This window comes from Argonema antarcticum A004/B2, from assembly GCF_023333585.1.
Classification (GTDB): domain Bacteria; phylum Cyanobacteriota; class Cyanobacteriia; order Cyanobacteriales; family Aerosakkonemataceae; genus Argonema; species Argonema antarcticum.
Genome location: NZ_JAIQZN010000018.1, coordinates 34,450 through 57,031 on the forward strand (window position 1 = coordinate 34,450; position 22,582 = coordinate 57,031).

24 protein-coding genes and 1 pseudogene are annotated in these 22,582 nt (G+C 38.5%); 14 read left to right on the forward strand and 11 right to left on the reverse strand.

The annotated features are described in order from the left end of the window. Window positions 1–57 precede the first annotated feature (57 nt). The 4 genes from LAY57_RS10525 to LAY57_RS10540 all read left to right on the forward strand — a co-directional run bounded on the left by LAY57_RS10525 (window position 58) and on the right by LAY57_RS10540 (window position 7,231). Entirely contained in the window at window positions 58–864 is an 807-nt protein-coding gene (locus LAY57_RS10525) for a pentapeptide repeat-containing protein (protein ID WP_249066377.1), read from the forward strand. A gap of 85 nt (window positions 865–949) precedes the next feature. Further along, window positions 950–1,597, forward strand: a complete 648-nt coding sequence (locus LAY57_RS10530; protein ID WP_249066378.1) for a pentapeptide repeat-containing protein — start codon at window positions 950–952, stop codon at window positions 1,595–1,597. A gap of 380 nt (window positions 1,598–1,977) precedes the next feature. Next, window positions 1,978–3,330, forward strand: a complete 1,353-nt coding sequence (locus tag LAY57_RS10535; protein WP_249066432.1) for a DNA phosphorothioation system restriction enzyme — start codon at window positions 1,978–1,980, stop codon at window positions 3,328–3,330. Between the two features lie 145 nt (window positions 3,331–3,475). Continuing rightward, on the forward strand, window positions 3,476–7,231 hold the full coding sequence (locus LAY57_RS10540; protein WP_249066379.1) for a class I SAM-dependent DNA methyltransferase: 3,756 nt from the start codon (window positions 3,476–3,478) through the stop codon (window positions 7,229–7,231). Between the two features lie 170 nt (window positions 7,232–7,401). Here the strand turns inward: LAY57_RS10540 and LAY57_RS10545 are convergent, their stop codons facing one another. The 4 genes from LAY57_RS10545 to LAY57_RS10560 form a co-directional block, all read right to left on the reverse strand. Next, window positions 7,402–8,031: a hypothetical protein gene (locus LAY57_RS10545; protein WP_249066380.1), complete on the reverse strand. Its 630-nt coding sequence runs from the start codon at window positions 8,029–8,031 to the stop codon at window positions 7,402–7,404. 60 nt (window positions 8,032–8,091) lie between these two features. After that, window positions 8,092–8,292 (reverse strand): hypothetical protein, encoded by a 201-nt coding sequence (locus tag LAY57_RS10550; protein WP_249066381.1) that lies wholly within the window; start codon window positions 8,290–8,292, stop codon window positions 8,092–8,094. 480 nt (window positions 8,293–8,772) lie between these two features. Beyond that, a complete protein-coding gene (locus LAY57_RS10555) occupies window positions 8,773–9,108 on the reverse strand; it encodes a hypothetical protein (protein ID WP_249066382.1) in 336 nt (111 codons plus the stop codon). 1 nt (window position 9,109) lies between these two features. Then, a complete protein-coding gene (locus tag LAY57_RS10560) occupies window positions 9,110–9,337 on the reverse strand; it encodes a hypothetical protein (RefSeq protein ID WP_249066383.1) in 228 nt (75 codons plus the stop codon). A 220-nt stretch (window positions 9,338–9,557) separates the two neighbouring features. Between LAY57_RS10560 and LAY57_RS10565 the strand changes: the two genes are divergently transcribed. From LAY57_RS10565 to LAY57_RS10590, 6 genes are all read left to right on the forward strand, one after another. Beyond that, window positions 9,558–9,731: a hypothetical protein gene (locus LAY57_RS10565; protein ID WP_249066384.1), complete on the forward strand. Its 174-nt coding sequence runs from the start codon at window positions 9,558–9,560 to the stop codon at window positions 9,729–9,731. Further along, window positions 9,728–11,791, forward strand: a complete 2,064-nt coding sequence (locus LAY57_RS10570) for an AAA family ATPase (protein ID WP_249066385.1) — start codon at window positions 9,728–9,730, stop codon at window positions 11,789–11,791. Before LAY57_RS10565 ends, LAY57_RS10570 begins: the two co-directional genes overlap by 4 nt. Next, window positions 11,781–12,437 carry a Uma2 family endonuclease gene (locus LAY57_RS10575; protein WP_249066386.1) on the forward strand — a complete coding sequence of 219 codons (657 nt, stop codon included), beginning with the start codon at window positions 11,781–11,783 and terminating at the stop codon, window positions 12,435–12,437. Before LAY57_RS10570 ends, LAY57_RS10575 begins: the two co-directional genes overlap by 11 nt. Window positions 12,438–12,510: 73 nt before the next feature. Then, entirely contained in the window at window positions 12,511–12,792 is a 282-nt protein-coding gene (locus LAY57_RS10580) for a hypothetical protein (RefSeq protein ID WP_249066387.1), read from the forward strand. After that, window positions 12,779–13,162 carry a toxin-antitoxin system TumE family protein gene (locus tag LAY57_RS10585; RefSeq protein ID WP_249066388.1) on the forward strand — a complete coding sequence of 128 codons (384 nt, stop codon included), beginning with the start codon at window positions 12,779–12,781 and terminating at the stop codon, window positions 13,160–13,162. The genes LAY57_RS10580 and LAY57_RS10585 overlap by 14 nt, the downstream gene beginning before the upstream one ends. A gap of 23 nt (window positions 13,163–13,185) precedes the next feature. Further along, a complete protein-coding gene (locus tag LAY57_RS10590; RefSeq protein WP_249066389.1) occupies window positions 13,186–13,656 on the forward strand; it encodes a DNA phosphorothioation-associated protein 4 in 471 nt (156 codons plus the stop codon). Window positions 13,657–13,715: 59 nt separating this feature from the next. Here the strand turns inward: LAY57_RS10590 and LAY57_RS10595 are convergent, their stop codons facing one another. Continuing rightward, the gene (locus LAY57_RS10595; protein ID WP_249066390.1) at window positions 13,716–15,317 is read right to left on the reverse strand and encodes a DGQHR domain-containing protein; all 1,602 of its coding nucleotides are present in this window, start codon (window positions 15,315–15,317) and stop codon (window positions 13,716–13,718) included. Window positions 15,318–15,622: 305 nt separating this feature from the next. Between LAY57_RS10595 and LAY57_RS10600 the strand changes: the two genes are divergently transcribed. Then, the gene (locus tag LAY57_RS10600) at window positions 15,623–15,805 is read left to right on the forward strand and encodes a hypothetical protein (RefSeq protein ID WP_249066391.1); all 183 of its coding nucleotides are present in this window, start codon (window positions 15,623–15,625) and stop codon (window positions 15,803–15,805) included. A gap of 90 nt (window positions 15,806–15,895) precedes the next feature. On the opposite strand, the gene LAY57_RS10605 is transcribed toward LAY57_RS10600, so the two are convergent. From LAY57_RS10605 to LAY57_RS10615, 3 genes and pseudogenes are all read right to left on the reverse strand, one after another. Next, window positions 15,896–16,036 (reverse strand): hypothetical protein, encoded by a 141-nt coding sequence (locus LAY57_RS10605; RefSeq protein ID WP_249066392.1) that lies wholly within the window; start codon window positions 16,034–16,036, stop codon window positions 15,896–15,898. 37 nt (window positions 16,037–16,073) lie between these two features. Further along, window positions 16,074–16,118 (reverse strand): annotated as a pseudogene (locus tag LAY57_RS36195) (hypothetical protein); the annotation flags it as partial. A 7-nt stretch (window positions 16,119–16,125) separates the two neighbouring features. After that, on the reverse strand, window positions 16,126–17,523 hold the full coding sequence (locus tag LAY57_RS10615) for a helix-turn-helix domain-containing protein (protein ID WP_249066393.1): 1,398 nt from the start codon (window positions 17,521–17,523) through the stop codon (window positions 16,126–16,128). 157 nt (window positions 17,524–17,680) lie between these two features. Here LAY57_RS10615 and LAY57_RS10620 point away from each other — a divergent pair, with 157 nt between their 5' ends. The 3 genes from LAY57_RS10620 to LAY57_RS10630 are packed head-to-tail and all read left to right on the forward strand — an operon-like array spanning window position 17,681 to window position 19,412. Continuing rightward, window positions 17,681–18,619 (forward strand): GTPase family protein, encoded by a 939-nt coding sequence (locus LAY57_RS10620; protein ID WP_249066394.1) that lies wholly within the window; start codon window positions 17,681–17,683, stop codon window positions 18,617–18,619. A 45-nt stretch (window positions 18,620–18,664) separates the two neighbouring features. Next, window positions 18,665–18,943, forward strand: coding sequence for a hypothetical protein (locus LAY57_RS10625; RefSeq protein ID WP_249066395.1), 279 nt, complete (start codon window positions 18,665–18,667; stop codon window positions 18,941–18,943). Between the two features lie 40 nt (window positions 18,944–18,983). Beyond that, window positions 18,984–19,412, forward strand: coding sequence for a hypothetical protein (locus tag LAY57_RS10630; RefSeq protein WP_249066396.1), 429 nt, complete (start codon window positions 18,984–18,986; stop codon window positions 19,410–19,412). 105 nt (window positions 19,413–19,517) lie between these two features. Here the strand turns inward: LAY57_RS10630 and LAY57_RS10635 are convergent, their stop codons facing one another. The 3 genes from LAY57_RS10635 to LAY57_RS10645 form a co-directional block, all read right to left on the reverse strand. Further along, window positions 19,518–19,814: a hypothetical protein gene (locus LAY57_RS10635; RefSeq protein WP_249066397.1), complete on the reverse strand. Its 297-nt coding sequence runs from the start codon at window positions 19,812–19,814 to the stop codon at window positions 19,518–19,520. Between the two features lie 161 nt (window positions 19,815–19,975). Next, window positions 19,976–20,620, reverse strand: coding sequence for a sterol desaturase family protein (locus tag LAY57_RS10640; protein ID WP_249066398.1), 645 nt, complete (start codon window positions 20,618–20,620; stop codon window positions 19,976–19,978). Window positions 20,621–20,769: 149 nt separating this feature from the next. After that, on the reverse strand, window positions 20,770–22,347 hold the full coding sequence (locus tag LAY57_RS10645) for a rhomboid family intramembrane serine protease (RefSeq protein WP_249066399.1): 1,578 nt from the start codon (window positions 22,345–22,347) through the stop codon (window positions 20,770–20,772). Window positions 22,348–22,582 lie beyond the last annotated feature (235 nt).

Genomic DNA, 22,582 nt, shown 5'->3' on the forward strand with positions numbered 1-22,582 from the left:
AGAATGCCCTAACCGCCAAGGCGGTTGCTATATAGTGCAAAAGAAAGCTAGAGTGCGATGCTAGAGAATCTCGATCGGCCCGAAAAATACGATGTTGTGCTGGGCGGTCAAACGCCACCTCCACCGGGTAGCGCGGTTTTGGGAGGATTAGAAGGAGTCAAACAGCGACTGACAAGTGAGGAGATGGAATATCGTATTCAGGCGTTAAAAGAGGCGATCCAGTATGGGGATGCAGGTTTGGATTTGTTCGTTGGGGCAGTGGAAAATGAAACACAGGAAGTGCAGAATGCAGCCAGTTTATTGTTTGGAAAATCAGAACAACTTTCTTTACTTAAAGAAAGCATAACTCTTTGGAATAAGTGGAGAGAACGCTCTCTCCACCTGAACCTTTTTGATATAGACCTGATTGGGGTCGATCTCAGCGAAGCTAACCTCAGCGGGGCCGATCTTAGGAAGGCTAAGCTCGGTGAAGCTAACCTTCAGGGAGCTGACCTCACTTTGGCTAACCTTCAGGGGGCTAACCTCTGGCGTGCTAAGCTTCGGGGTGCTGACTTGAGGGGGGCTAAGTTGAGCAAAGCTAATTTTTGGGACGCTGACCTCTCCCTAGCTAAGCTTAGCGAAGCGAACCTTGAGGGGGCTGACCTTAGAAGGGCAAACCTAACCGAAGCGAATCTCACTCTGGCGGATCTCAGGGAAGCTAAGCTTAGCGAAGCTAACTTCACGTTTGCCAATCTTACCGAAGCTATCCTCTGGAGGGCTAATTTGAGCAAGACTTGCTTCTGGAAGGCAACCCTTTGGAAGACTAAACTTAGCGGGGCTATGTTCCAAGAAACAACTATGCCTGATGGCAAAATACTCTCCTAGCGATCGCCATATTCACAACTTTTGAAATCATGGTAAAGATTGTTCTAATCGCCAAGGCGACTGCTATAGTTCAAAAAAAAGTGCTATGCCAGAGAATCCCGGTCAGCCCAGACACTACGATGTTGTGCTTGGTGGTAAAACTCCACCTCCCTTGACTGGTGCGGTTTTGGGAGGGTTAGCAGGAGTCAAGCAGCGACTGCGGAGTACAGTAGCAGAACATCGAATTGCAGCGCTAATGGAAGCACCCCATTATGGGGAAGCAGGTTTGGATTCGATCGTTCAGGCATTGGATGATAAAGCAGAGCAGGTGCGGGATACTGCTTGTATACTATTGCAGGGGAAATTAGCAAAACTCACTCTACTCAAAAAGGATGTTGCTACTTGGAATAAGTGGCGATCGCATTCTATCCGCTTGGAGGAGGGTATTAATGTAGACCTTAGCGCAATTAACCTGAGCGGGTTTAACTTGAGTGGGTTTAATCTCAGCAGCGCTAATCTGATGGGAGCAAACCTCAGCGGTGCTAACCTGAGAGGGGCCGATCTCAGGGGCGCTAACCTGAGCGAGGCTAACCTGAGTGGGGCCGATCTCAGACAGGCTAATCTGGCTTTCGCTGGTTTCTGGAACGCTGACCTCAGACAGGCTAATCTCACAGAAGCTAACCTCACACAGGCGGATCTGAGGCGGGCTAACCTGGGCGGTGCGACTATGGCTGATGGCACAATACATGAATAAGCTGCTACGCATTTAATTTGTATGTTTAGCGGGAGTGGGAGAGTGGGGGAGTGGGGGAGTGGGAGAGGAATTGAAGGTTTGATTGCCGGATTAGAAATATCCGAATTAGATGCGTGTTAGCTTAGCGATCGCACCCACTACACCTCCCCAAACCATAAAATTAATCAAATAGCTTAAATAACAGGGGCAGTAGGGTTGTGAAATCGTCCTCAAAAGGTATTTATAAAGTCCAAAATCAGACAAAAAACAAAGAAATTTTCCCTAAAAACAAGGATATAGCTTACCCGTTACTGGAAATCAACAAACTGTTATCGGTAGCTGCATCTAAAGGTACTTACCATCTATCGCAGGCGAAGCAACTACCACGGGGATGTCCCAGGATACCGCCCTCGCTACAATTGCGGGGATATCAGCAACAAGCGATCGCAAGCTGGTTTGCCAATAAGGGAAGAGGTACGCTGAAAATGGCGACTGGTAGCGGTAAAACGATTACCGCGTTGGCGATCGCAACTGAACTCTACAATAAAATTGGTTTGCAAGTCTTGCTTGTCATCTGTCCCTACCGTCATTTAGTCACCCAGTGGGCGCGAGAATGCGAGAAATTTGGCATAGAGCCAATCTTAGCATTTGAGAAGCGGGACAGTTGGCAAACTCGACTTTCCACACAACTATATAATGTGCGTTCTGGCAATGAATCTTTTCTCGCCGTCATCACTACCAATTCCACTCTCATAAGTGAAGGTTTGCAGTCGCAGCTAAAATATTTCCCAGAAAAAACCCTAATTATAGGAGACGAAGCCCATAATTTGGGCGCACCTCGATTGGAAGAAAGTTTACCTCGCAATGTGGGGTTGCGGTTGGCTTTATCTGCAACGCCAGAAAGGTATTTTGATGAAGATGGCACCCAATCGCTATTTGATTATTTTGGGCCTGTTTTGCAACCGGAATTCACGCTCAGAGATGCGATTCAACAGGGTGCGTTGGTACATTATTTGTACTACCCAATCTTGGTGGAACTGACAGAATCGGAAAGCCAAGCTTATATTAAATTAACTAAAAGTATTGGCCGAGCGCTACTATATCGCCAACGAGAAGGACAAGCAGACGGAATATCTGATGAGGAGAATCAAGATTTAAAGCCATTGTTGATGCAACGGGCGCGTTTAATTGGGGCTGCTGCTAATAAATTAAAGGCTTTGCGCGATTTAATGTTTACTCGTTTGGAGAGTAGTCACACTTTATTTTATTGCGGTGATGGTTCGGTGGAAAGCACACACCAACTCAAGGCGGTAACTAAGATTTTGGGAACTGAATTGGGTTATCGGGTAAACACTTACACCGCTAAGACTTCTTTGGATGAAAGAGAGGATTTGCGGCGTCAATTTGAGACGGGTGAATTGCAAGGTTTGGTGGCAATTCGCTGTTTGGATGAAGGGGTGGATATTCCGGCAATTAAAACAGCCGTAATTTTGGCGAGTAGCGGTAATCCCCGTCAGTTTATTCAGCGCCGGGGACGAATTTTGCGACCTCATCCGGGTAAGGAAAGGGCAACTTTATTTGATGCGATCGTACTCCCTCCAGAACTCGACAGAGAAACTTTGGAAGTCGAACGCAATCTGCTGCGAAAGGAGTTGCGGCGATTGGTGGAATTTGCCGATTTAGCAGACAATGCGGGGGAAGCGCGGATGAAGTTGTTGAGTCTACAAAAACGTTATGGTTTGTTGGATATTTAGTGGGGAGGGGAATATTTTCTGATTAAGAAAGGTGTGGGGATAGTTGACAAGGGGGGAATTTTGGGGTATTATTTTTTTATAATGGTAATCTGTCTATTTTTCATAAAATATCAATATTCCCATTATTAAGGAAAGGATAAGGTACATGAATAAAATTTCACCAAGACAAGCTTTAAATAAAGCCTTTTTGAAAGTTAAACCTAACCGAAATGATATTGAACTGTTTAAAAATAATTTAATAACTTTAATTGCTCGAATTAATGAAGCCGAATCAGAAGAATTTCATAAAAATCTGATTGCGGATTTATTAAAAAATACCTATTACAGTTCTAATTATTTTATTAATACTAAAGAACGTAACGATCTCGTTATTCATCATGGTAAAGACGCTCAAACCAGCGTTGGCGTAATTTTGGAAGCTAAAAAGCCAACCAATAAAAGCGAAATGCTGAAAGTCGATCGTTTAAATACTAAAGCATTTCAGGAATTAGTTTTATATTTTTTGCGCGATCGCTTGACTCATAACAATCTAGAAATCAAATATTTAATCGCCACTAATATATATGAATGGTTTATTTTTGATGCCAGTAGTTTTGAAAAAGCATTTATTGAAAATAAAACTCTTATTAAGCAATTTAATGATTTTGAAGCCGGACGATTATCCAGCAAAAAAACAGATTTTTTCTATCAAGAAATTGCTCAACCAGCCATTGCTGCCATTGAGTCATCAATTATTTTTACCCATTTCGATCTTCGAGAATATGGAGCAATTTTAAATAATTCAGAAAACCTCAATGAGCATCAACTAATTTCCCTATTTAAACTACTTTCACCAGAGCATTTATTAAAATTACCCTTTGCTAACGATAGTAATAGTCTTGACAAAGGATTCTATAACGAATTATTACATATTATTGGTTTAACGGAAACTAAACAAGGCAGTAAAAAACTGATTGAGCGCCAAAAAGCAGGAGCGAGAAATCCAGGTTCCTTAATTGAGAATGCGATAATCCAACTTGATAGTTTAGATAAAATTTCTCGCCTATCAAATCCAAAACAATTTGGGGAAACTGACGAAGAAAGACTGTTTAATGTTGGGTTGGAATTATCAATCACTTGGATGAATCGTATTCTATTTCTAAAATTATTAGAAGCGCAATTAATTCAATACAACAAAAACGATCGGTCTTGGGGATTTCTAGATTTAAGTAAAATCAAAGATTACGATGATTTAAATAGCCTATTTTTTAGCGTATTGGCTCGCAAAGCAGCGGAAAGAGACGCTAATATCCAAAAAATATTTAGCCATGTTCCTTATTTAAACAGTTCCCTATTTGAACCAACAGATATTGAACAAGTCACTATTTTTATCAGTAACCTCAGAGATGAAAAATTACCGATTTTTTCCTCTACTATCTTGAAAGATAGCAACGGAAGAAAGCGCACCGGAGACATCAATGCTCTAGAATATTTATTTGAATTTCTCAATGCTTATGATTTCAGTAGCGAAGGTTCGGAAGATATTCAGGAAGAAAACAAAAGATTAATTAATGCTTCTGTTCTAGGCTTGATTTTTGAGAAAATTAACGGATATAAAGATGGTTCTTTCTTTACTCCGGGTTTCATTACCATGTATATGTGTCGCGAAACTATTCGCCGAGCAGTTGTCCAGAAATTTAATGAAATTAAAAACTGGAATTGCCAAGATATTAATCAATTGTATGAAAAAATCGAGGATAAAAAAGAGGCGAATCAAATTATAAATAGTTTAAAAATATGTGACCCTGCTGTAGGTTCGGGACATTTTTTAGTTTCTGCTCTGAATGAAATTCTTGCGATTAAAAGCGAACTTAAAATTTTACTGGATAGACAAGGTAAAACTTTAAGAGATTATCAAATAGAGGTGGTGAATGATGAGTTAGTTGTGACTGATGATGATGGCTTATTGTTTGAATATAATCCCAAAAGTAAGGAAAGTCAACGGATACAAGAAACTCTCTTTCACGAAAAGCAGATGATTATTGAAGGGTGTTTATTTGGGGTTGATATTAATCCTAATTCAGTGAAAATATGTCGGTTGCGGTTGTGGATTGAACTTTTGAAAAATGCTTATTATAAAGCTGACAGTAATTTCATGGAGTTAGAAACTTTACCGAATATTGATATTAACATTAAATGCGGTAATTCTTTGATTAGTCGGTTTTCATTGGATGCTGATTTGCGACAAGCTTTAAAGAAAAAGCAATATAGTATCGATAATTATCGCGATGCTGTACAAACTTACCGCCATGCTGAAAATAAGGAGCAGAAGCGGGAGATGGAAAGACTGATTAATGATATTAAGGGTAATTTGAGGATAACGCTACAAGGAATTGATCCAAATAAAAGTAAATTAAGAAACTTAGAGGGTGAGCTTTATAATTTGGAAAATCAAACTTTATTATTTGAGGAAACTAAAGCCGATCAAAAGAAACGGGAACAAAGAATTTCTAAGTTAAATAATGAGATTGATAAGTTAAAAGTTGAGATTGAGGATATTGAAAGCGGTAAGATTTATGAGAATGCTTTGGAATGGCGTTTTGAATTTCCTGAAGCGTTGAATGATCAGGGGGGTTTTGTGGGTTTTGATGTGGTGATTGGAAATCCGCCTTATATTAGACAGGAAGAAATTAAGGAACTTAAACCAAGTTTGCAACAAAACTATAAATGCTATACAGGAATTGCTGATTTATTTGTATATTTTTATGAGCTAAGTTTGAAATTATTAAAGCCAAAGGGTTATTTAACTTATATCTCTTCTAATAAATATTTTAGAGCGGGTTATGGGGAAAAGTTACGTCAACTGTTGACAGAGAAAACAACGATTTATAATTTAATTGATTTTGGTGATTTCCCTGTCTTTGAAGAGGCGATCGCTTATCCTAGTATTATCGCTTTAAGTAAATTTCCATCTGACACAAACCAAGTACAGGCTTTGTCATGGGATGCAACGAAACACCAAAATATTGCCCAATTTGCAACGGTATTACATCAGGAAGGTTTGAGCATTTCACAAGAAAATTTAAAATCTGACGGGTGGAGGTTAGAATCTTCGCAAATTTTAGATTTATTAGCAAAAATCAGAACCGCTGGAACACCGCTAGAAGAGTATGTAAACGGTAGATTTTATTATGGTATTAAAACAGGATTTAATGAAGCTTTTGTTGTAGATCTTGCTACCCGCGATCGATTGATTAAGGAGCATCCCTCCTCTGCTGAGGTGTTAAAGCCTTTTTTACGGGGTCGAGATGTTAAGCGTTGGTGTGTTGATTATCAAGATTTATGGCTAATTTTCACTAGGAGAGGAATTGATATTAAAAAATATCCAGCAATTGAGAATTATTTGAGTCAATATAAAAAAGAACTTACACCTGGTACGGGTAGAAAAGCAGGTACTTATCAATGGTATGAAATTCAGGATAATATTGCTTACTGGCAAGAATTTGAACAACCTAAAATTATTATTCCTGCAATTACTAATAATGTTGAATATGCTCCTGATTTTTCAGGATATTACAGCAACGATAAAACCTCTATTTGTATTCCCCAAAACATCAATTATACTTTAGGAATTCTTAACTCATCTTTAATGTGGTGGTTTATTCAACAAATAGCCGCATCTAAACAGGGTGGTTTTTTTGAATTTAAACCGATGTATGTTTCTCAAATACCCATCGCGAAAAGCACAGAACCACATCAGAAATTATTAGAACAAATAGTTAACCAAATCCTCACTACTAAAAAATCTAACCCCCAAGCAGACATAACCGCATTAGAAATCGAAATAGATCGACTGGTTTATCAACTTTACGGATTAACTGAAGAGGAAATTAAAATCGTAGAAGGGAAAAACTCGGATTAAAATTTCATAAAAGTAGTTCGATTTTTCCCTATTGAGTTGTAGTTGTAGGGTGCGTCAGACATTAGATGTGAACGATCGCATCAGGGTTTAAGTGTCTGACGCACCCTACTAATTGAGCTTTTTTTCTACATAAAGGCGATCGCTCTTTTATTTTTAGCAACTTAATTAATTCAGCAATTGTTCAGATATTTTTGGAAATCTTCTCCTGCTTCCCTAATATCTGCATCCTCATGCTGCAACGCTCGTTTAACCAGCTTTTCAGTTAGGTTTTTATCAATATTAATATATAGTTCTAACAACCGCCTGTACTCTTCATCCGTCCCATCAGCTAACAACCCTTCGGCACTGTTTTCGATATTAACCAATAACCAGGTTTTTGGCAGAGAAAGAATTGCTTCTCTGCACAGTTCGATATCCGAATGAGAGACGCTTGCTAGATCCACTAACTCATCCAATAAACTCTGACGTTCTGGCAAAGTGAGGTAAAAGAACAAGCGCAATGCCGTTCCTCTTTCTCTAGGATTTTGTAATCCTTTTTGGAGAATTGCTACCCTGTCCGTACAACTATTGAAAAACTCTTTACGACTCTCAATATAGGCAAATTCTTTGGCGACAACTGACTGCCATAGATCGATATTGTTTACAGTTTGCTGCTGACTTAACATCGTTTCTCCTTTTTTGTTTTGTATTTTATCTTTGCCAAATGCGTATAGCGTTGTCGGCACCACAACTCGTTTGAATTCATTAATAGATTCTAATGGTTCTATTGCTTCACCGTTTGTATTGTTATTGATCGGCACTGGTCTTTAACGAAAAAAAATTTCTTTAATCATAACATTTCTCAGTGTCAAGCAGGTAGCTCATTCCCATTGCTGAAGTTCCTCTTCTGGTAGAGGTTCAAAAAATGCCTCTCCTAGTTGTCCTATGAGTAGTCCAGGGGTACGATGTTGGGTATCTTCTTGATTTAAACCTAAACGGAAGTCGTGAATTAAATCATAAATTTCTGTCAGCTTATTTTCTGGTATATCTTTTAGTTCTTGTATGATTTTTTGGATTAACATAAATCCTCCAGTGTTGAATTGTTCATGCAGCAATTTTTTTATTTTATAGAAAATGATATTGCTTTCCACTATTATCATAGCATAATCCAGAACTGAGGAAAAAGAAACCGGGTTTCTGCGAGAATTTTTGTCTCCTAACAGAGATGGTATGAAGAAACCCGGTTTCTCAACTCTCAGGAGATCGCTATTTTATTTTATAGAAAGCGATCGCTATTTAGATAACCCATTCAGGCGATCGCAAACATAGCAGGCGTACTAGAGATTAGCGATGACACCAAAAGCGATTATAATTGAATAGCCTAACTCACTCAGCAATCTTAGTAATGTTTATTACAACAGTCACCGACACCGGACAGATTAGCCTTCCCCAACAAATTCGGGATCAAGTTCTTAAAATCAGATAGCAGGATTTTGGATACGATCGCTAATTTTATCGCCAGTCATGCACCCTATTTTATATAACACCGCAACTTGAGTTATTTACTCAGCTAAGCTTTCCATGCTTTCTCTTTTGTAAGCGTTAAAAAAATAAACTCCGGCGTCGGATGAGTTACCTTCACGGTAAGCTTTAGATGGGTCGCCCCAGCCAATTTCTAATCCGTGAGGAAACATTATGCCTTGCTGATTATAAAGAAGTTCGGACATATCTTCAATTTCTGCCCACTCACATTTGAGAGTGAGTTCGAGAATGTTAGCAGGGGTGACAGGAATTCCGTTAGAATCACCTGTTGCTTGAATCTTCACCCACTGCGAATCATCAGTTTGTTTGAGCCAACGCTCTACTTTTTCCCATTTGGAGGCTACTTGGACTAACATTTCAATCTTTCAACCCGTAATCGCGCATAAACTGTTCAGCTAATTCTCTTTCGGAATATCCCAGATGAGTTTCCCATCCCTGTTCGTAAATATGTTCCAAATCTTGTTGACTTGGACATTCTCCCCGTCTGAGTAGCTTTCGCGCTCTCAGAAACGCCTCTGTATACAAGGGACGGGAGTTATAAGGATGAGAGTTTTCGTTTTTGGAACTTTCTGGTCGATCGCGCATAACAACGAGGAGTTGATTTTTTAAATCTTACAACATAAAATTGCCCTTTTTATCCAAAAAGGAATAAGGGTAATATGTGTAAGCAAGCAAGGCATCCTCGTTGCCGTGTTTTCAGGCTATTATAACTCCCAGCGCCGACGATCGTCAGCAGTTGCTACACTCTACGCACTTACGTTCTAAGATCGATCGAATAAGCACAAATTTTCAGGGTAGGGACGACATGAGTGAGGAAATCAGCCTAAGTTACGTACAAGAGCCCCTCGCGACGGCTCCACCAGAAGTACGGCAAATTATTGAGCGGGTGAGACAAGCTGAGAAGGATAAGCTTTATATGTCAAAACCCAAAGGCATTAACGACGACATTCTCGCAATTATAAAGGAATGCGTCAAATGAAGTTAATTTCTCTCAAAATTTGTAACTTTCGCTGCTTTTATGGGAAAATGCCAGAAATTTTACTTTCTGGGGAAGAACAGCGAAACACGACGATTATTCACGGTAACAACGGATCGGGAAAAACGACGTTGTTGAATGCGTTTACGTGGGTGCTGTATGAGAAATTTACAGCGGCTTTTGCTTCGGAAGAACAGTTGGTGAATAAAAGAGCGATCGCAGAAGCAAAACAGGGAGAATCTGTAGAATGTTGGGTAGAAATTGTTTGGGAACACGACGATAAACGCTATCGCGCTAAACGAGAATGTCGCGCCTACAAAGGCGAAACCATCGAACAAGGTGAAAGTAAACTGTATATGCAGATAGCTGGAGACGATGGGAGATGGAACCTTCCACAACAGCTTCCCGAAGATATAATTGGGCGAATTTTACCGGAAAGTTTGCATCAGTATTTCTTCTTTGACGGAGAGAGGATCGAGAGAATTGTGCGTTCTGACAATAAACTAGAAATTGCAGAAGCAACGAAAACGATGCTGGGAATGAAGGTATTAAATCGTTCCATTGAGCATCTGGGAAACGCGAAGAAAGCCTTGGAAGAAGAGTTAAGATCGATTGGCAATACGGAGACGCGCCAAATATTAAAGCAGAAGGAACAAAAAGAGAAAGAGACTGAGAAATTAACTAATCGCCAAACTGAGATTAGCCAGGAGTTATCGCACCAAGAGACGCTCAAAAAAGAAACCAGCAACCGTTTTCGGGATGTCAGCGGTGCCAAAGATTTAGAAGAGAGACGCAAAGAGTTAGAAACTCAAAAAACCACAAACATAGACAGACTAAAACAAAGTAAAGAAGCATTACAAAAAGCTATTTCAACCAGAGGTTACGCGGTTTTCCTACCAGAAGTAAGCGCTGAGTTTCGTGCGATCGTAAATGATTTGAAACAGCGAGGTGAGTTAACTGGTGGAATTTCACAGGAATTTGTTAATGAATTACTGAATTCTAAACGCTGTATTTGTGGTGCAGAGTTACACGAGGGAAATCACTTTCACGAAAATGTCAGCAGTTGGTTAGATAAAGCTAGCATAGCTGCTGTGGAAGAAACGACTATCCGCACGATCGCACAGGTGGATGAAATTGATAAACAAACGCCGAAACTTTGGGAGGATATTGACAAAGAGCAAGCTAATATTAATCAGTTCCGTCAAGAAATTTCCCGCGTTGAGACGCAGTTAGATAATATTAGCGAAGAATTAAGAAAGAATCCGGCAGAAGAGATTCGCAACTTGCAAAAGCGATTGGATGAAATTGAAGGTAAAATCCGAGAATTAACTTTAGAAGAGGGAGAGAATAAGCAGAAGATTGCGGATTTAAATATTGAGATAGAAAATCTCGGTAAGCAAATCGCCAAACAGGAATTGAATGAGGCAAAGCAAGCGATCGCACAGCGACGCATTACCGTTACTCAGGATGCGATCGAACGTTTAACGGATTTTCGATATCGTTTAGATAAGCATTTTCGGGTGCAGTTGGAAAAGCGGGTTCAGGAGATATTCAGTTCAATCTCATTTAAGAATTACCTGCCAAAACTCACCGATAAATATGAGTTAACGCTAGTAGAAAATACATCTGGTAGAGAAGCATCAGTTGCCGCATCGACGGGAGAAAACCAAATTCTCAGTCTATCATTTATTGGTGGCATTATTGACAGGGTGCGAGAGTGGACTAAAGATGAATTGATGGTGCCAGATAGCAGCACATTTCCAATTGTGATGGATTCGCCGTTTGGCAGTTTGGATGAAATATATCGCAGGCAAATTGCTAAGATTATTCCCAAATTGGCGAATCAATTGGTGGTTTTAGTTACTAAAACGCAGTGGCGGGGTGAGGTGGAAAAGGAAATGACTAATCGTATTGGTAAGGAGTATGTGCTGACTTATTACTCTTCTAAACCAGATTGCGAAGAAGATGTAATTGAGTTGGATAGTGTTCCCTATTCTTTGGTGCGGCAAAGTCCGAATGAGTTTGAATATACTGAGATTACAGAGGTGGAGTATGAGTTTTAGTTCATCGCCGATGTTGCGTAATTTGGTAACTGATACTTGGGTGAAAGCAAGTTGGGAAGAGTTTCTAGAATTAGAGGATCATCCTGATTATGCAGATGCCAGATTTTATTACGATCGCGGTTATATGAGGATTGAAATGGCAGCACTTGGTTTTCGTCATGGGCGTCAAAATTCAATAGTTGCTAATCTAATTGTTCTTTTTGCAACTATCAGGAATTTGGAAATTATTGAGTTGACTAATACCAGTTTTCGGAAGACTGGGTTAAGGGAATTTCAACCTGACTCATCTTTCTACATTGGTTCGGGTTTAAGAGTGCCTCCCGAAAGTAATTCATCAGTTGATTTGGATGAATACGATCCACCTACTTTGGTGTTAGAAATTGCTACCACAACTTTAAGTGATGATTTGGGGCCGAAACGGTTACTATATGAACGGGCAGGAGTGCAAGAATACTGGGTAAATGATGCAAATTCAGGCAGGGTAATTGGCTTTTCTATTTCTGAAGGACGTAGTGGTGAAATTCGGGAATCGCTGGTGTTACCAGGATTAAGATTATCCTTAGTTGAACAGGCATTAGAACGTAGACAAACACAGGATGATGGAGAAATTAATCGCTGGCTAATCCAAACTTTCAGTCAAAGTTGAAAGGGAATTTTATCTATGCTAAGATTGAATAAGGAGTTATTAATAGGAGTCCAATACAATGGAAAAACTAATTGTGAAAAGTCCATATATGGAAAGGGCGACTGAAATGATTAAGAATGCGATCGGTAAAAAGATTGCCCTTTTAGAACATAGCAGGCAACACACTCGAAAAAATTTGGAAAAGTTTGAAAACAAATATAATATAACATCGGAAAAGTTTATCGATGAATGGGCTGCTGAAGACTTAGAGGGGAAAGATATGGAGTATGTAGAATGGGCTGGAGAATATCATTGTTTGATTAGTATAGACGAAGACTTAAAAGTTTTAAATAGTTTAGAATATGTCGTCACTTAATGAGTATATCGAGTCTGTAAAAATAGCCATCCACAGACTCGATGATTATGGATTGGCTAAATCGATTGAATTGAAATCTGAATTTAGGAATGAGGACGAAATATTTGTTACTAGCAAGGTGATCTTAATTAATGATTCAGAGATTTATCTGAGAGAGTATGTAAATGGTAAGAATGGAATTGAGCGAATTGACTACTCCTATCAGTATCAGGCGGCGGATAAAACGCTTATCTTTAGGTACGACAATTCCAAACATAAACCACCCTTGGGATTTGACGATCATAAACATCAGCGAGATGCTTCTATTATTCCCTGGCCAATACCAAGTATTGATGAGATTGTAGATGAGGTAATAGCTGGCTTGGGTTAAAGCGAACAAGGAGTAAATTTAAAATGAGTGCGAGTAAAATTAGAATTGCTAAAGATAAAGCTGATTTTGTGAAAGCTTTAACTATCTCCAAAGAAACAACTGGGCCTTTTCAAACTTATGCTGATGTGATGGTATTTGCAGCAGCATTGGGTGCAAAGCGAAAAAAGCGATCGCCTCTGGGTGAAATCTCCAAAAGAGATCCCCTACCAATAGGGATAGAAATTTTTATATCAAGGGGATATGATGCGGTAATTAAGTTGTTAGCGATCGCAGAAACTAAAAACACACAAATCCTTTCTCCAAATGATGAAAATTCAGAAGAACAACGCATCCATATTTTTGAAGAATATGCTAATGGTGGACTGGAGATTTTGCAAGATGAATTACGAGGAACAGTAAACTATTCCGAAACACTTCTGTTACTCCTAATTTCTGAAAAAGGAAAGCGAGAGGAAATAGAAGGCGAGTTCGATCTCACCAGGTTTCTGTCTTGAATGGAATTAAAGATTTTTAACCGCAGATAAAATTAGATTCATCTGCGGTGAGAATAAAATTAATTCAAAACAGGCGGTAATCCCACTTCCTTCGGTGCAACGAATTTCCCATTAAATCCTACTGCTTTATCTTCAAAAGTTCTCGCTTCAGCAAGATCCCGACGCAAATCCGCACGTTCCAAATCATCATTAATTCCCCCCAAAATATACACTATTAATTTCGTCGCCAAATCTCTTCCCGCAACTAGAATTCTCTTCTTATTCGGGTCATATAAAACACCATACCAAAGCGACTCTGGATACTCCATATTGCTGAAACCATCATCAGTATCGAATTTGCGAAGTTTATCGAAAACAGTTTTTAGCGACAACTTTTTCCGAAATACCACAATTCCCAAAGCTTGCGCTAAAGCAACTTGTCCCACCGGACGGAAAAGTATATTCCCTTCCCCCCCATCTTTCTCAAAACTGAAGCGGCGCAATTGGGGGGTTTCCTCACCGGATTCCAATCTCTGCAAACTCGGTAAATTGGCTAGATTATCGAATAATTTATGAAATTCTGCCAACCCTTCTTCCAGTTCCTCATCATCGGGACGCATGGGAATTAAACCCTTATCTTGGGATGGTTTCCAGTGAGGAAATTTTTGACCCAAATAGCGTTCTGACATCTCTGTCATGGCTTGCAAAGTTGTTAAAACGGTTGCTTTTGATGCGACTGTCGCGCTATCCCAATTCACGCGAGGATTGCGATTTTCTTTATCTTTGAATAGGGGATGAGTGACGGCAACTTTTCTGGCAATAATCGCAAAACCGTTATTTTCATCTAATTGCGCTAACTGTCCTTTTGTTAAAGGTGCCGCCATCAAATTAACGTGAACAAAAATAGACCTGATTCGCCTTCTTGCGGCTTCGCGGCTTTCCCCTGGAACAATGGCGGAAATAAATTCAATGCCAATCTTTTCTTTAGCTAAGTTTTGCAAATAAGCAGGGTCTACTTGGTATTCCTCTTTGAGGTCATCAACTGTAATTACCGCGCCTGTAGGTTTCTTCTCCTTTTTATATCGCTGGAGTTTCCCAGTTTGGATTAACTCCATTAATCCCTGTACTCCCATGAGGCGATGTTGACCGTCTAAAGCAAAAATAGTTACATCTTCGGAAACGTTCAATAAACCAACTTTCGCATCTTTATCTAATGGCATAAAATCAGCGGCAGATTTAATTGCCTTTCCGTTTTCTCCCCACTCGTCAGCTTTGGGGTTATCTACCCAAGGTTGATTTATTACTACTAAAACTGGTGGGAATTTGTGATGTTTTCGCGCTGCTAAATACTGCGCTAAAGGTGCTTGGCGCGACCAATCTAAGGGACGTTGTTGAATTTCTTCTATGGTTTCGGCGTCAATTTCAATATTTTGGGTGTCGGGATTGAATTTGGGACGGAAAAGCGGGAGGCGGGAGGCGAAGCGAACTCGACTGGCAAACCATTCGAGGGTGACTGAACCGATATAAGCTTCGCTACCACCCATTTCGATTTTTTGAACTAAAATTTGGTCGTTTCGGCTGATAAATCGGTCTAAAAGTAGGGCTAGTGCTTGTTTTTCTTGGTTTTCTCTATCCAGGATTTGGCTGGCGAGGTCTGTGGCGGGATTGCTGGGAATGTTCATAGTTGGGAAATGGGACGGGACTCGTCAGAAATCGGGTTTCTGATTTTATGGGTGATTTTTAAAGAGTAGTAGTAAAAAAGAGTTTAGTCAAGATTATTTTTAAAAATATTTATGCTATATAACCTAAAGCAGTGTACGATTTAGCAACAGAAATAGAGGAAAAGTTGCGTTGATAGTATTTCGTCTGCTGATGCGACTGCTGAGGTAATCCAGGACAGAGGAGAATATTTAGCGACTTTGCTGGGACAGGTGATTGAAGTTAAAATAAATGCAAATAGGCTGAAAACTCGTTTGGAAAATTGGCCATGAATGAACCATCTTTAAATGAAAAGCAATTGGCAGAATTAAATGAAATCCTTGAAATTGCTAGAATTACTGAACAAAAAGCCAGAGAATTATATGAGATGGCAACCCTAATGGCATTGAAGTGTCAAATTCAGGATGAAATTAGAGAAGTGGGAAAACAGCCAGCTGGTGCTATTGAGTAGATGCAAACTTACGCAACTGACAACTAAAAAAAGGTACGTAGTTGCGCTTTAGCGCCAAATCTAGCGCCCAAGCGCAACTACGTACCTCATTCAAATCCGCCTATCCCCACACACCTGCAATCTTTCCCGCGCCTCCCGATGGGAAGCAAAGTAAAATTTCAACCACTCGCACCCCCGCGCCAACAATTCCTCTAATCCTTCCACCCGCCACAACTTCGCAGTTCTGTACATCCGATGCAGTCACCAGATATTTCCCATTCGGACTAAAGCAGATACTCCATACCCAGTCTTGATGTCCGCTAAATTCAGCAATTTGATTTTCATAAAACTGTTTCTTTAAAAACTAGAGACAATTTAAACAAAATTTTATCCTCTTTAATTTTCGTTACTAAATACCTTTGTTGTAAAGATTGTAAACCATTATTAAAATCTACTGAAGATAAGTTTAAACTTTGTCTTAAATCTTCCCTAGAAATAGGTCGATCGAATTTACTTAATTGTAATACTATTTCTTGTTCTTTAGGTGACAAATGGTTAAATATTTCCCTAAAATGAGACTGCATTTGATTGGTAATATGTAAAGTATTCTCAGCTAAAAAATCAGTAACTTTGCCATCATAATTTTTATTTATTAACATACTAATGCTTTTTAAATAAAAGCAATTACCTTCATATAAATTAATTAATTTTAACCAACTTTCCTCATGGTTAGTGAGCGTAGTCGAACTATCTTTTAGTCCCATATTTCTAAGAATTTCTACATCATCTAATCCTGACAATTCTAAACACCTAATAGGATATAATTCCTCATCTAAACACTCCATTTCTGCACATTGTTCTTGACTAATTAAAATTACATTACTTTGATGTTGAGTTTCGGTAATCATGGTGAAAAAGTTTTGATAATCTTTGTATTCAGTTTGATATTGTCCCGCCAATTCACCACTGATAAAGATATTTTGCACATCATCAATGATAATTAAACATTTTTTATCAGTGAAGATATTAAATAATTGTTTTAATTTAGCGTCTATAGTTTCTTTAGCTTCTTGGTGACAAACATTCAATAAATCGGTAAGAAGTAACTCTAATGATTTGGGGAATTTTAAACTTTTCCATATAATTACTTCAAATTGTTGTAAATTGAGATCGACAAATCTTTTAACTAAAGTTGTTTTACCAATTCCCGATAATCCTAAAACTGAGATTAAATGTATATTTTGATTAAATATCCAATTAGAAATGTTTTTAATTTCAGATTCTCTGTTATGAAATTTGATGATTTGAGGGGCTAATGTTAAATCGTGATTAGTTGATTTAGATTGAGTATTTGTATTACTTTCTTGATGTTGTTTATTAGGCTGATTTAAGATTTGTGAACTAAAAGTAAAGTTATGATTAGTACCAATACAAATATTTTGAGATGATTCAATATAGACTCTTTCTAAGTTAGAACGAAAATTAGTCTTTTTTATATCTTCGCCTAATGCTTCAGATAAAAGTTTCCATAATTCAGCCCCCACATCACCGACATAATTTTTAGTGACATGACATTTCTGGGCGATATCATCATAAGTTTGTCTTTGCCAAGTTCCCTCAACTACAGCCCTTTGAACATCATCTAGGTGTTTTCCAGTTCGTTCAACAACTAACCTATCCACAAATTGTAACACTTCGTTTACATCCATAAAACTATGCAGGGTAAAGGTTTCACCCATTATAGCTTAACCTGAATCCTGTTTTTTCCGAACTTTTCCGTTTTTTTGCTTAACACTTTGTAATAAAACTCCCGTGAAAATCCGTTTTTTTAGAGTAGTTAAATCCAAAGTTCAAGTTTAGGCTAGAAGTATCGAAAAATCAAAAAAGGAAAAATTTGTGGATTTACGAGACGTATTACAGGGGATAGTCAAAGATCTTCTACCGGGTCAACAAATGTCGAAAGAACATTTCGAGGAAATCTACCAAATGATTGAGGATAAGGTAGATAATGAACCTCCTCCTCGCTTTGCTTTTATTGGTGAAACAGGAGTAGGAAAATCCTCTACTCTCAATGCACTGTTCAACGCAGGTTTAGAAGTTAGTCATATTGAAGCCTGTACCCAAACAGCGAGAGGTATTGAAATATCATTGAATGAACTTGAAGGAGTTAATGGGGCATTAATCGCTTATGATATGCCAGGATTAGGTGAAAGTCGCCTTAAACAAAAAGAACATATTGCTATATATGAAAAAATTCTAAAAGATGTTGATGTAGCTTTATGGATTTTAGATGGTCAAAATAGAGCGATCGCGCAAATACAAGAATATCTTGAAGTGGAATTAAAATTAATTCATCCTAAACTGTTAGAAAGGATGGTTATTGCTTTAAATAAAGTAGATTTGATCTATCCGGGTGAAACTCATTGGCATCCTTTAGCTAATTTACCTAGTGAGGAGCAAGAAGAAAATATAAAAGGAAGAATTGCTGATGTTAAGAGAAAAATTCGAGAGGTACTTCCTAATTGGCAAGGTAAAATAGTTGGTTACTCTGCTAATAAAAGATACAATTTACCTCATCTTTTTGATGCCATGATGGATGCTGTACCCAATAAAAGAAGATGGGTAGTTGCTTCTCGAAAAGCATTAGCTGATTTTCTGGAATTAGTCGATCCTCAATTATTGCCAGCGGAAAAAAGACGAGAAAAATCGCAAAATAAACAACCTCGCCCATCAAAAATGTCAGACATTGTTGCTAATATGCCGCCTGAAGAATTTGCTAGATTATCAAGCGATAAAGCGGTTTTTGAAAAGTGGCTAAAAGCAGAAGGATTGTAAAAAAACATTCGTGGAATCAACTTAATTTATTTGAGGAAATTTAAAATGGCACAATATGTAAAAAATGAAACTGATATTCCTAGCGATGATTTAAACAAAATTAAAGCTAGGCTGATTAAGCAAATTGCTGATATGGAAGCAGATGAAGTAAGTATTATAGCTAAATCTGAAGCTAGTTTCAGATTTTATCTTACTGAGGCATTTAAATCTATTGCTCAACTTTTCGGTTATATAGTTGCCCAAGTTGTTGGTACTTTCAGAGATATAGGTAGAGGTATTATTACAGGTTGGAATGAAGGATGGAAAGAAGGGTTGGGAGATTAACTAATTAGTGTTTATTACTAAAAAATAAACAATTAAGATCATGAGTGAATGGATTACCTTTTGTTTTCCTAAATGTCCCAAGTGTCAAAAAAGTTGGGGCAAGAATTTTCATAGAAACTGTTTATCTAAAGGACAATTATTAGTTGATCCTTATCAAAGACAAGTTCGCTGTGATTCTTGTTATAAAGAATGGTATGTTATGAATAGTGAGTTTCACTGTTCTTGTGGCTATACCTTTCAAGCATCGGAAGTAGAAAATGCTCTTTCAACAACTCAATTATTAAGACAGCGTTTAATTCAGAAACTTGATGAAATGGATATTTTTGAAAGAAGTATTAAAACTAAATCTCAAAGTTCTTTTAGAGAATGGATTGGTAGTATTAGTTATGAAATAGGAAGGTTATTGGGAACAACTGTAAGTCAAGCGAAACAATTAATTGAGAACTTTTTTGAGAAGTGGTCATTTTAGCTATTTCCTATTCTCTAAAGTTTGAAAATTAATAATTTAGGTTTTATTTGTTGTTACCTAAACTACAATTATATAGCGCGATTCTAATAAATAATTCATAATCATCTATTTCCGCTTAATTGCTTCATCAAAAATTGCCATTTGTTCTGGAGTAAAATCTTCGCCAATTTTACCCAAAAGTTGTAATGACATTATGCCACTACAACGGTTTTTAAAACTTTGCTCTGATATGATATTAAATTTTTCAAAAGACAAGTTTTCTGCAAATACTTTAGCTAAATGTTCTACCATTTCTGCATAATTAATATCTTCCTTAAATAAAGGACGTTCTTCCATTAAAATAGATACAACTTGCTCAATTCTCTTAATCATTGATTCTTGTTTAGGATCAGTTGATAACATAATTGATTACCTCGTTCTGTAAACAGTACAGTATTGATTGATATTATATTATATTTTTAAACTTTCTGCCATAAGGCAGTGCGAGTCCACATAAGTAGGAACACGGCATCCGAGATATTTTGGCGTTGCGAAATAAGGTTAATTATGCCGTGTCTCTACTATCAAAATGGCAATTTTAACAAGTTGAAAAAATTAATTTCTCGCGTTTCTTCCACTAACCCTAATTTAATCAATTGAGGATTACTACTATCTCTAAAAGATCCAAATAATCTATCCCATATAGTCAATAAACTGGCATAATTAGAGTTAGTTTCTTTGACAATTTGAGAGTGATGTAAGCGATGATAATTAGGCGTAACGATAAAATAACTTAAAAATTTATCTACACGCTCTGGAAGATGCCAATTGCTATGGTGAAAAACCACAATAATTGTAAATGCTAATTCATAGATTACTGCATGAATTGGCCTAACGCCAAACAGCCAAATCAAAAATATCTTAGGCAAATTCGATAAAAGCACCTCAACAGTGTGAAAACGATAAGCTGTGGAAATATTCATCGACATTTCAGTATGATGCACGCGATGAAATCGCCACGCCATAGGCCAAGTGTGCATTAATCGGTGCCAAAAATAGAGATACACATCCAGAACTAAAAAAGATAATATACCAACCAACCAAACTGGTTTAATTCCTTGAAATAAACCTAACCAAATGTTTTGCTGCCAGACCCATTTTAACAGTAAAACTGTTGTTAAACTTGTTGCGATCGCATTCAGCAGCCCCAGAGCAAAATTCTGAGACATTCTTCTAGAAAAGCTCTGCTTATATTGGAAAAACGGAAACAAATTTTCCAATATGCCGAAGATGAAAATACTGCCTAAAACTGCGGTGAATTTCGCATCCATAGCCATAGCCCGATTTTACATGATAGTGTGCGATCGCATTCATTTTCTCACTTCTTACTTTGCCAGTTAATTAATAACAAATTACCTATTAAAAAGCCAATTATTAGACCGGAATTGTGACCCAACATACTAACCTGTGGAGTCACTAAGTCAAAAATAACTTGCAATCCAATAATCAATAAAATGCTTCGCAAACCCTTAGCTGCAACACGAGATTTGTCTTTTCGCCAACCCCGGAGCATAATTGCGGCCATGACGCCAATCAAACCCATAATCGCGCCAGATGCACCAACCACAAGTTGATCTTGAACATCTACTAATCTAGACAAAACCGCGATCGTTAACATCGACCCCATCCCACTTATCAAGTAGGATATCATGTATCTCCAAATGCCCAGACTAGCTTCCACAAAAGAACCAAGAGCATAGAGAGCCATCATATTCATCGCTAAGTGCAAAAAGCCAAAGTGCAGAAAAGTTGCACTAAGCAGACGCCACCATTCTCCAGCCCAAACCGCTTTTGGAGACAATGCACCTAGATTGTATAAATTATTAAGATTCTCGCTGCCACCCGATCTTATTTCTAACGCAAATACGAGGAAATTTATCAAAAGTAGCGCGTAAGTAGCATAAAATTTATTCCCGCTTAAAATTACAGATCTGCCGTATTGACCTTCCTGCTTTAATTCATTAGCAACACGGGCGAGAATTTTTCTTGATGACTCAGTGAGGACTTGTTCGGGAGCGATGGGAGGCTGGGACAAGCGAAGTGCGATCGCATTATCTAAACCAATATCGCCCCTATCTGAAAGAGCCAACAGTCGATCGCGACCCACATTCTGATTTCCTGCTGCCATTTCAGCAGTTCCTAACCAGAATTCGCTGATATTCTGGGTAAAAATTGCCGCCAACGGGCCTGACAACAATTTTTGCAAATGTTCGGGTTGACCGCAAAATGCTAAAATAAACATTCGCACCGTATTCACCCCTGCCCCATCACCCGCCTTCTCTAAAAAAGATTCAAAGCGATCGAACTCATGCAGCAAACCATTCAAATCCCCCGTTTCCCCTAAAGCTCGCAAGTAGTACGACACCACAGTCGAGTCTTTAAATAAGACCTTTTCAGGTAAATTATTACGTATCCATAAGAGTAACTCTTCCCAGCGAGATCCCATTCGATAAAGTAAAACTGTGGCACTTAGACCGATCGGAGTAGCATTAGTCTGATAGCGATTTAAGATTTTCATCGCATCAGCCATATTGCCACGTTGCCCCATTTCCAGCGCCCGTAATAATTCCGGTTGTTCGAGCCATCCATCAGCAGGATGCAGCCAGCGCAAGCGTTTCATCAGTTTGCTAGCTTCACCGTAGCGCCCCACAGAAATCAATTGGCTAGCCTTTTTCATACCATTGAGGGGAAGCAGTATCAGTATTATCCACAGACTGCCACCAATCAAACCAGCCACGTTAGGATTCAGGTAAAATATCCCTCCTGTTACCGCCAAAATAAATAGGGTAACTATCACCCAGCCACGCAATTGGTTAAAGGGAATTCGTGTCAACCAGATCAGTAGCAAAATGCACCAAAATCCGATTATCCAGATCAGCAAACTATTAAGATCCATACAAAATTAAAGCCTATAATCAGATAGCTCTATTCTCTATTCTTGTTAATATCGCACATATTTCAAGTTGCGATCGCAATCCACCAATAAGTAGAGTGCGTATCGCCGATCTCAACCTGGGAACGAGTCGAAGTAAAGAGAGGCGCTTCTCTTCCCCCCCTCCCTGTGGACGGGGAGGGGGTAGGGGGGTGGGGTCGGGTGTGGTCATAAGTAGTTGGTTGAAACGAAAAGCTTT

What these genes read in the sequence shown, in the direction of transcription:
- LAY57_RS10525 (WP_249066377.1), top strand. Translation starts at nt 58, where the DNA reads ATGCTAGAGAATCTCGATCGGCCCGAAAAATACGATGTTGTGCTGGGC.
- LAY57_RS10530 (WP_249066378.1), top strand. Translation starts at nt 950, where the DNA reads ATGCCAGAGAATCCCGGTCAGCCCAGACACTACGATGTTGTGCTTGGT.
- LAY57_RS10540 (WP_249066379.1), top strand. Translation starts at nt 3,476, where the DNA reads ATGAATAAAATTTCACCAAGACAAGCTTTAAATAAAGCCTTTTTGAAA.
- LAY57_RS10550 (WP_249066381.1), bottom strand. Translation starts at nt 8,292, where the DNA reads ATGTTAATCCAAAAAATCATACAAGAACTAAAAGATATACCAGAAAAT.
- LAY57_RS10555 (WP_249066382.1), bottom strand. Translation starts at nt 9,108, where the DNA reads ATGTTAGTCCAAGTAGCCTCCAAATGGGAAAAAGTAGAGCGTTGGCTC.
- LAY57_RS10560 (WP_249066383.1), bottom strand. Translation starts at nt 9,337, where the DNA reads ATGCGCGATCGACCAGAAAGTTCCAAAAACGAAAACTCTCATCCTTAT.
- LAY57_RS10565 (WP_249066384.1), top strand. Translation starts at nt 9,558, where the DNA reads ATGAGTGAGGAAATCAGCCTAAGTTACGTACAAGAGCCCCTCGCGACG.
- LAY57_RS10570 (WP_249066385.1), top strand. Translation starts at nt 9,728, where the DNA reads ATGAAGTTAATTTCTCTCAAAATTTGTAACTTTCGCTGCTTTTATGGG.
- LAY57_RS10575 (WP_249066386.1), top strand. Translation starts at nt 11,781, where the DNA reads ATGAGTTTTAGTTCATCGCCGATGTTGCGTAATTTGGTAACTGATACT.
- LAY57_RS10585 (WP_249066388.1), top strand. Translation starts at nt 12,779, where the DNA reads ATGTCGTCACTTAATGAGTATATCGAGTCTGTAAAAATAGCCATCCAC.
- LAY57_RS10590 (WP_249066389.1), top strand. Translation starts at nt 13,186, where the DNA reads ATGAGTGCGAGTAAAATTAGAATTGCTAAAGATAAAGCTGATTTTGTG.
- LAY57_RS10595 (WP_249066390.1), bottom strand. Translation starts at nt 15,317, where the DNA reads ATGAACATTCCCAGCAATCCCGCCACAGACCTCGCCAGCCAAATCCTG.
- LAY57_RS10600 (WP_249066391.1), top strand. Translation starts at nt 15,623, where the DNA reads ATGAATGAACCATCTTTAAATGAAAAGCAATTGGCAGAATTAAATGAA.
- LAY57_RS10605 (WP_249066392.1), bottom strand. Translation starts at nt 16,036, where the DNA reads ATGTACAGAACTGCGAAGTTGTGGCGGGTGGAAGGATTAGAGGAATTG.
- LAY57_RS10615 (WP_249066393.1), bottom strand. Translation starts at nt 17,523, where the DNA reads ATGGGTGAAACCTTTACCCTGCATAGTTTTATGGATGTAAACGAAGTG.
- LAY57_RS10625 (WP_249066395.1), top strand. Translation starts at nt 18,665, where the DNA reads ATGGCACAATATGTAAAAAATGAAACTGATATTCCTAGCGATGATTTA.
- LAY57_RS10630 (WP_249066396.1), top strand. Translation starts at nt 18,984, where the DNA reads ATGAGTGAATGGATTACCTTTTGTTTTCCTAAATGTCCCAAGTGTCAA.
- LAY57_RS10635 (WP_249066397.1), bottom strand. Translation starts at nt 19,814, where the DNA reads ATGTTATCAACTGATCCTAAACAAGAATCAATGATTAAGAGAATTGAG.
- LAY57_RS10640 (WP_249066398.1), bottom strand. Translation starts at nt 20,620, where the DNA reads ATGTCTCAGAATTTTGCTCTGGGGCTGCTGAATGCGATCGCAACAAGT.
- LAY57_RS10645 (WP_249066399.1), bottom strand. Translation starts at nt 22,347, where the DNA reads ATGGATCTTAATAGTTTGCTGATCTGGATAATCGGATTTTGGTGCATT.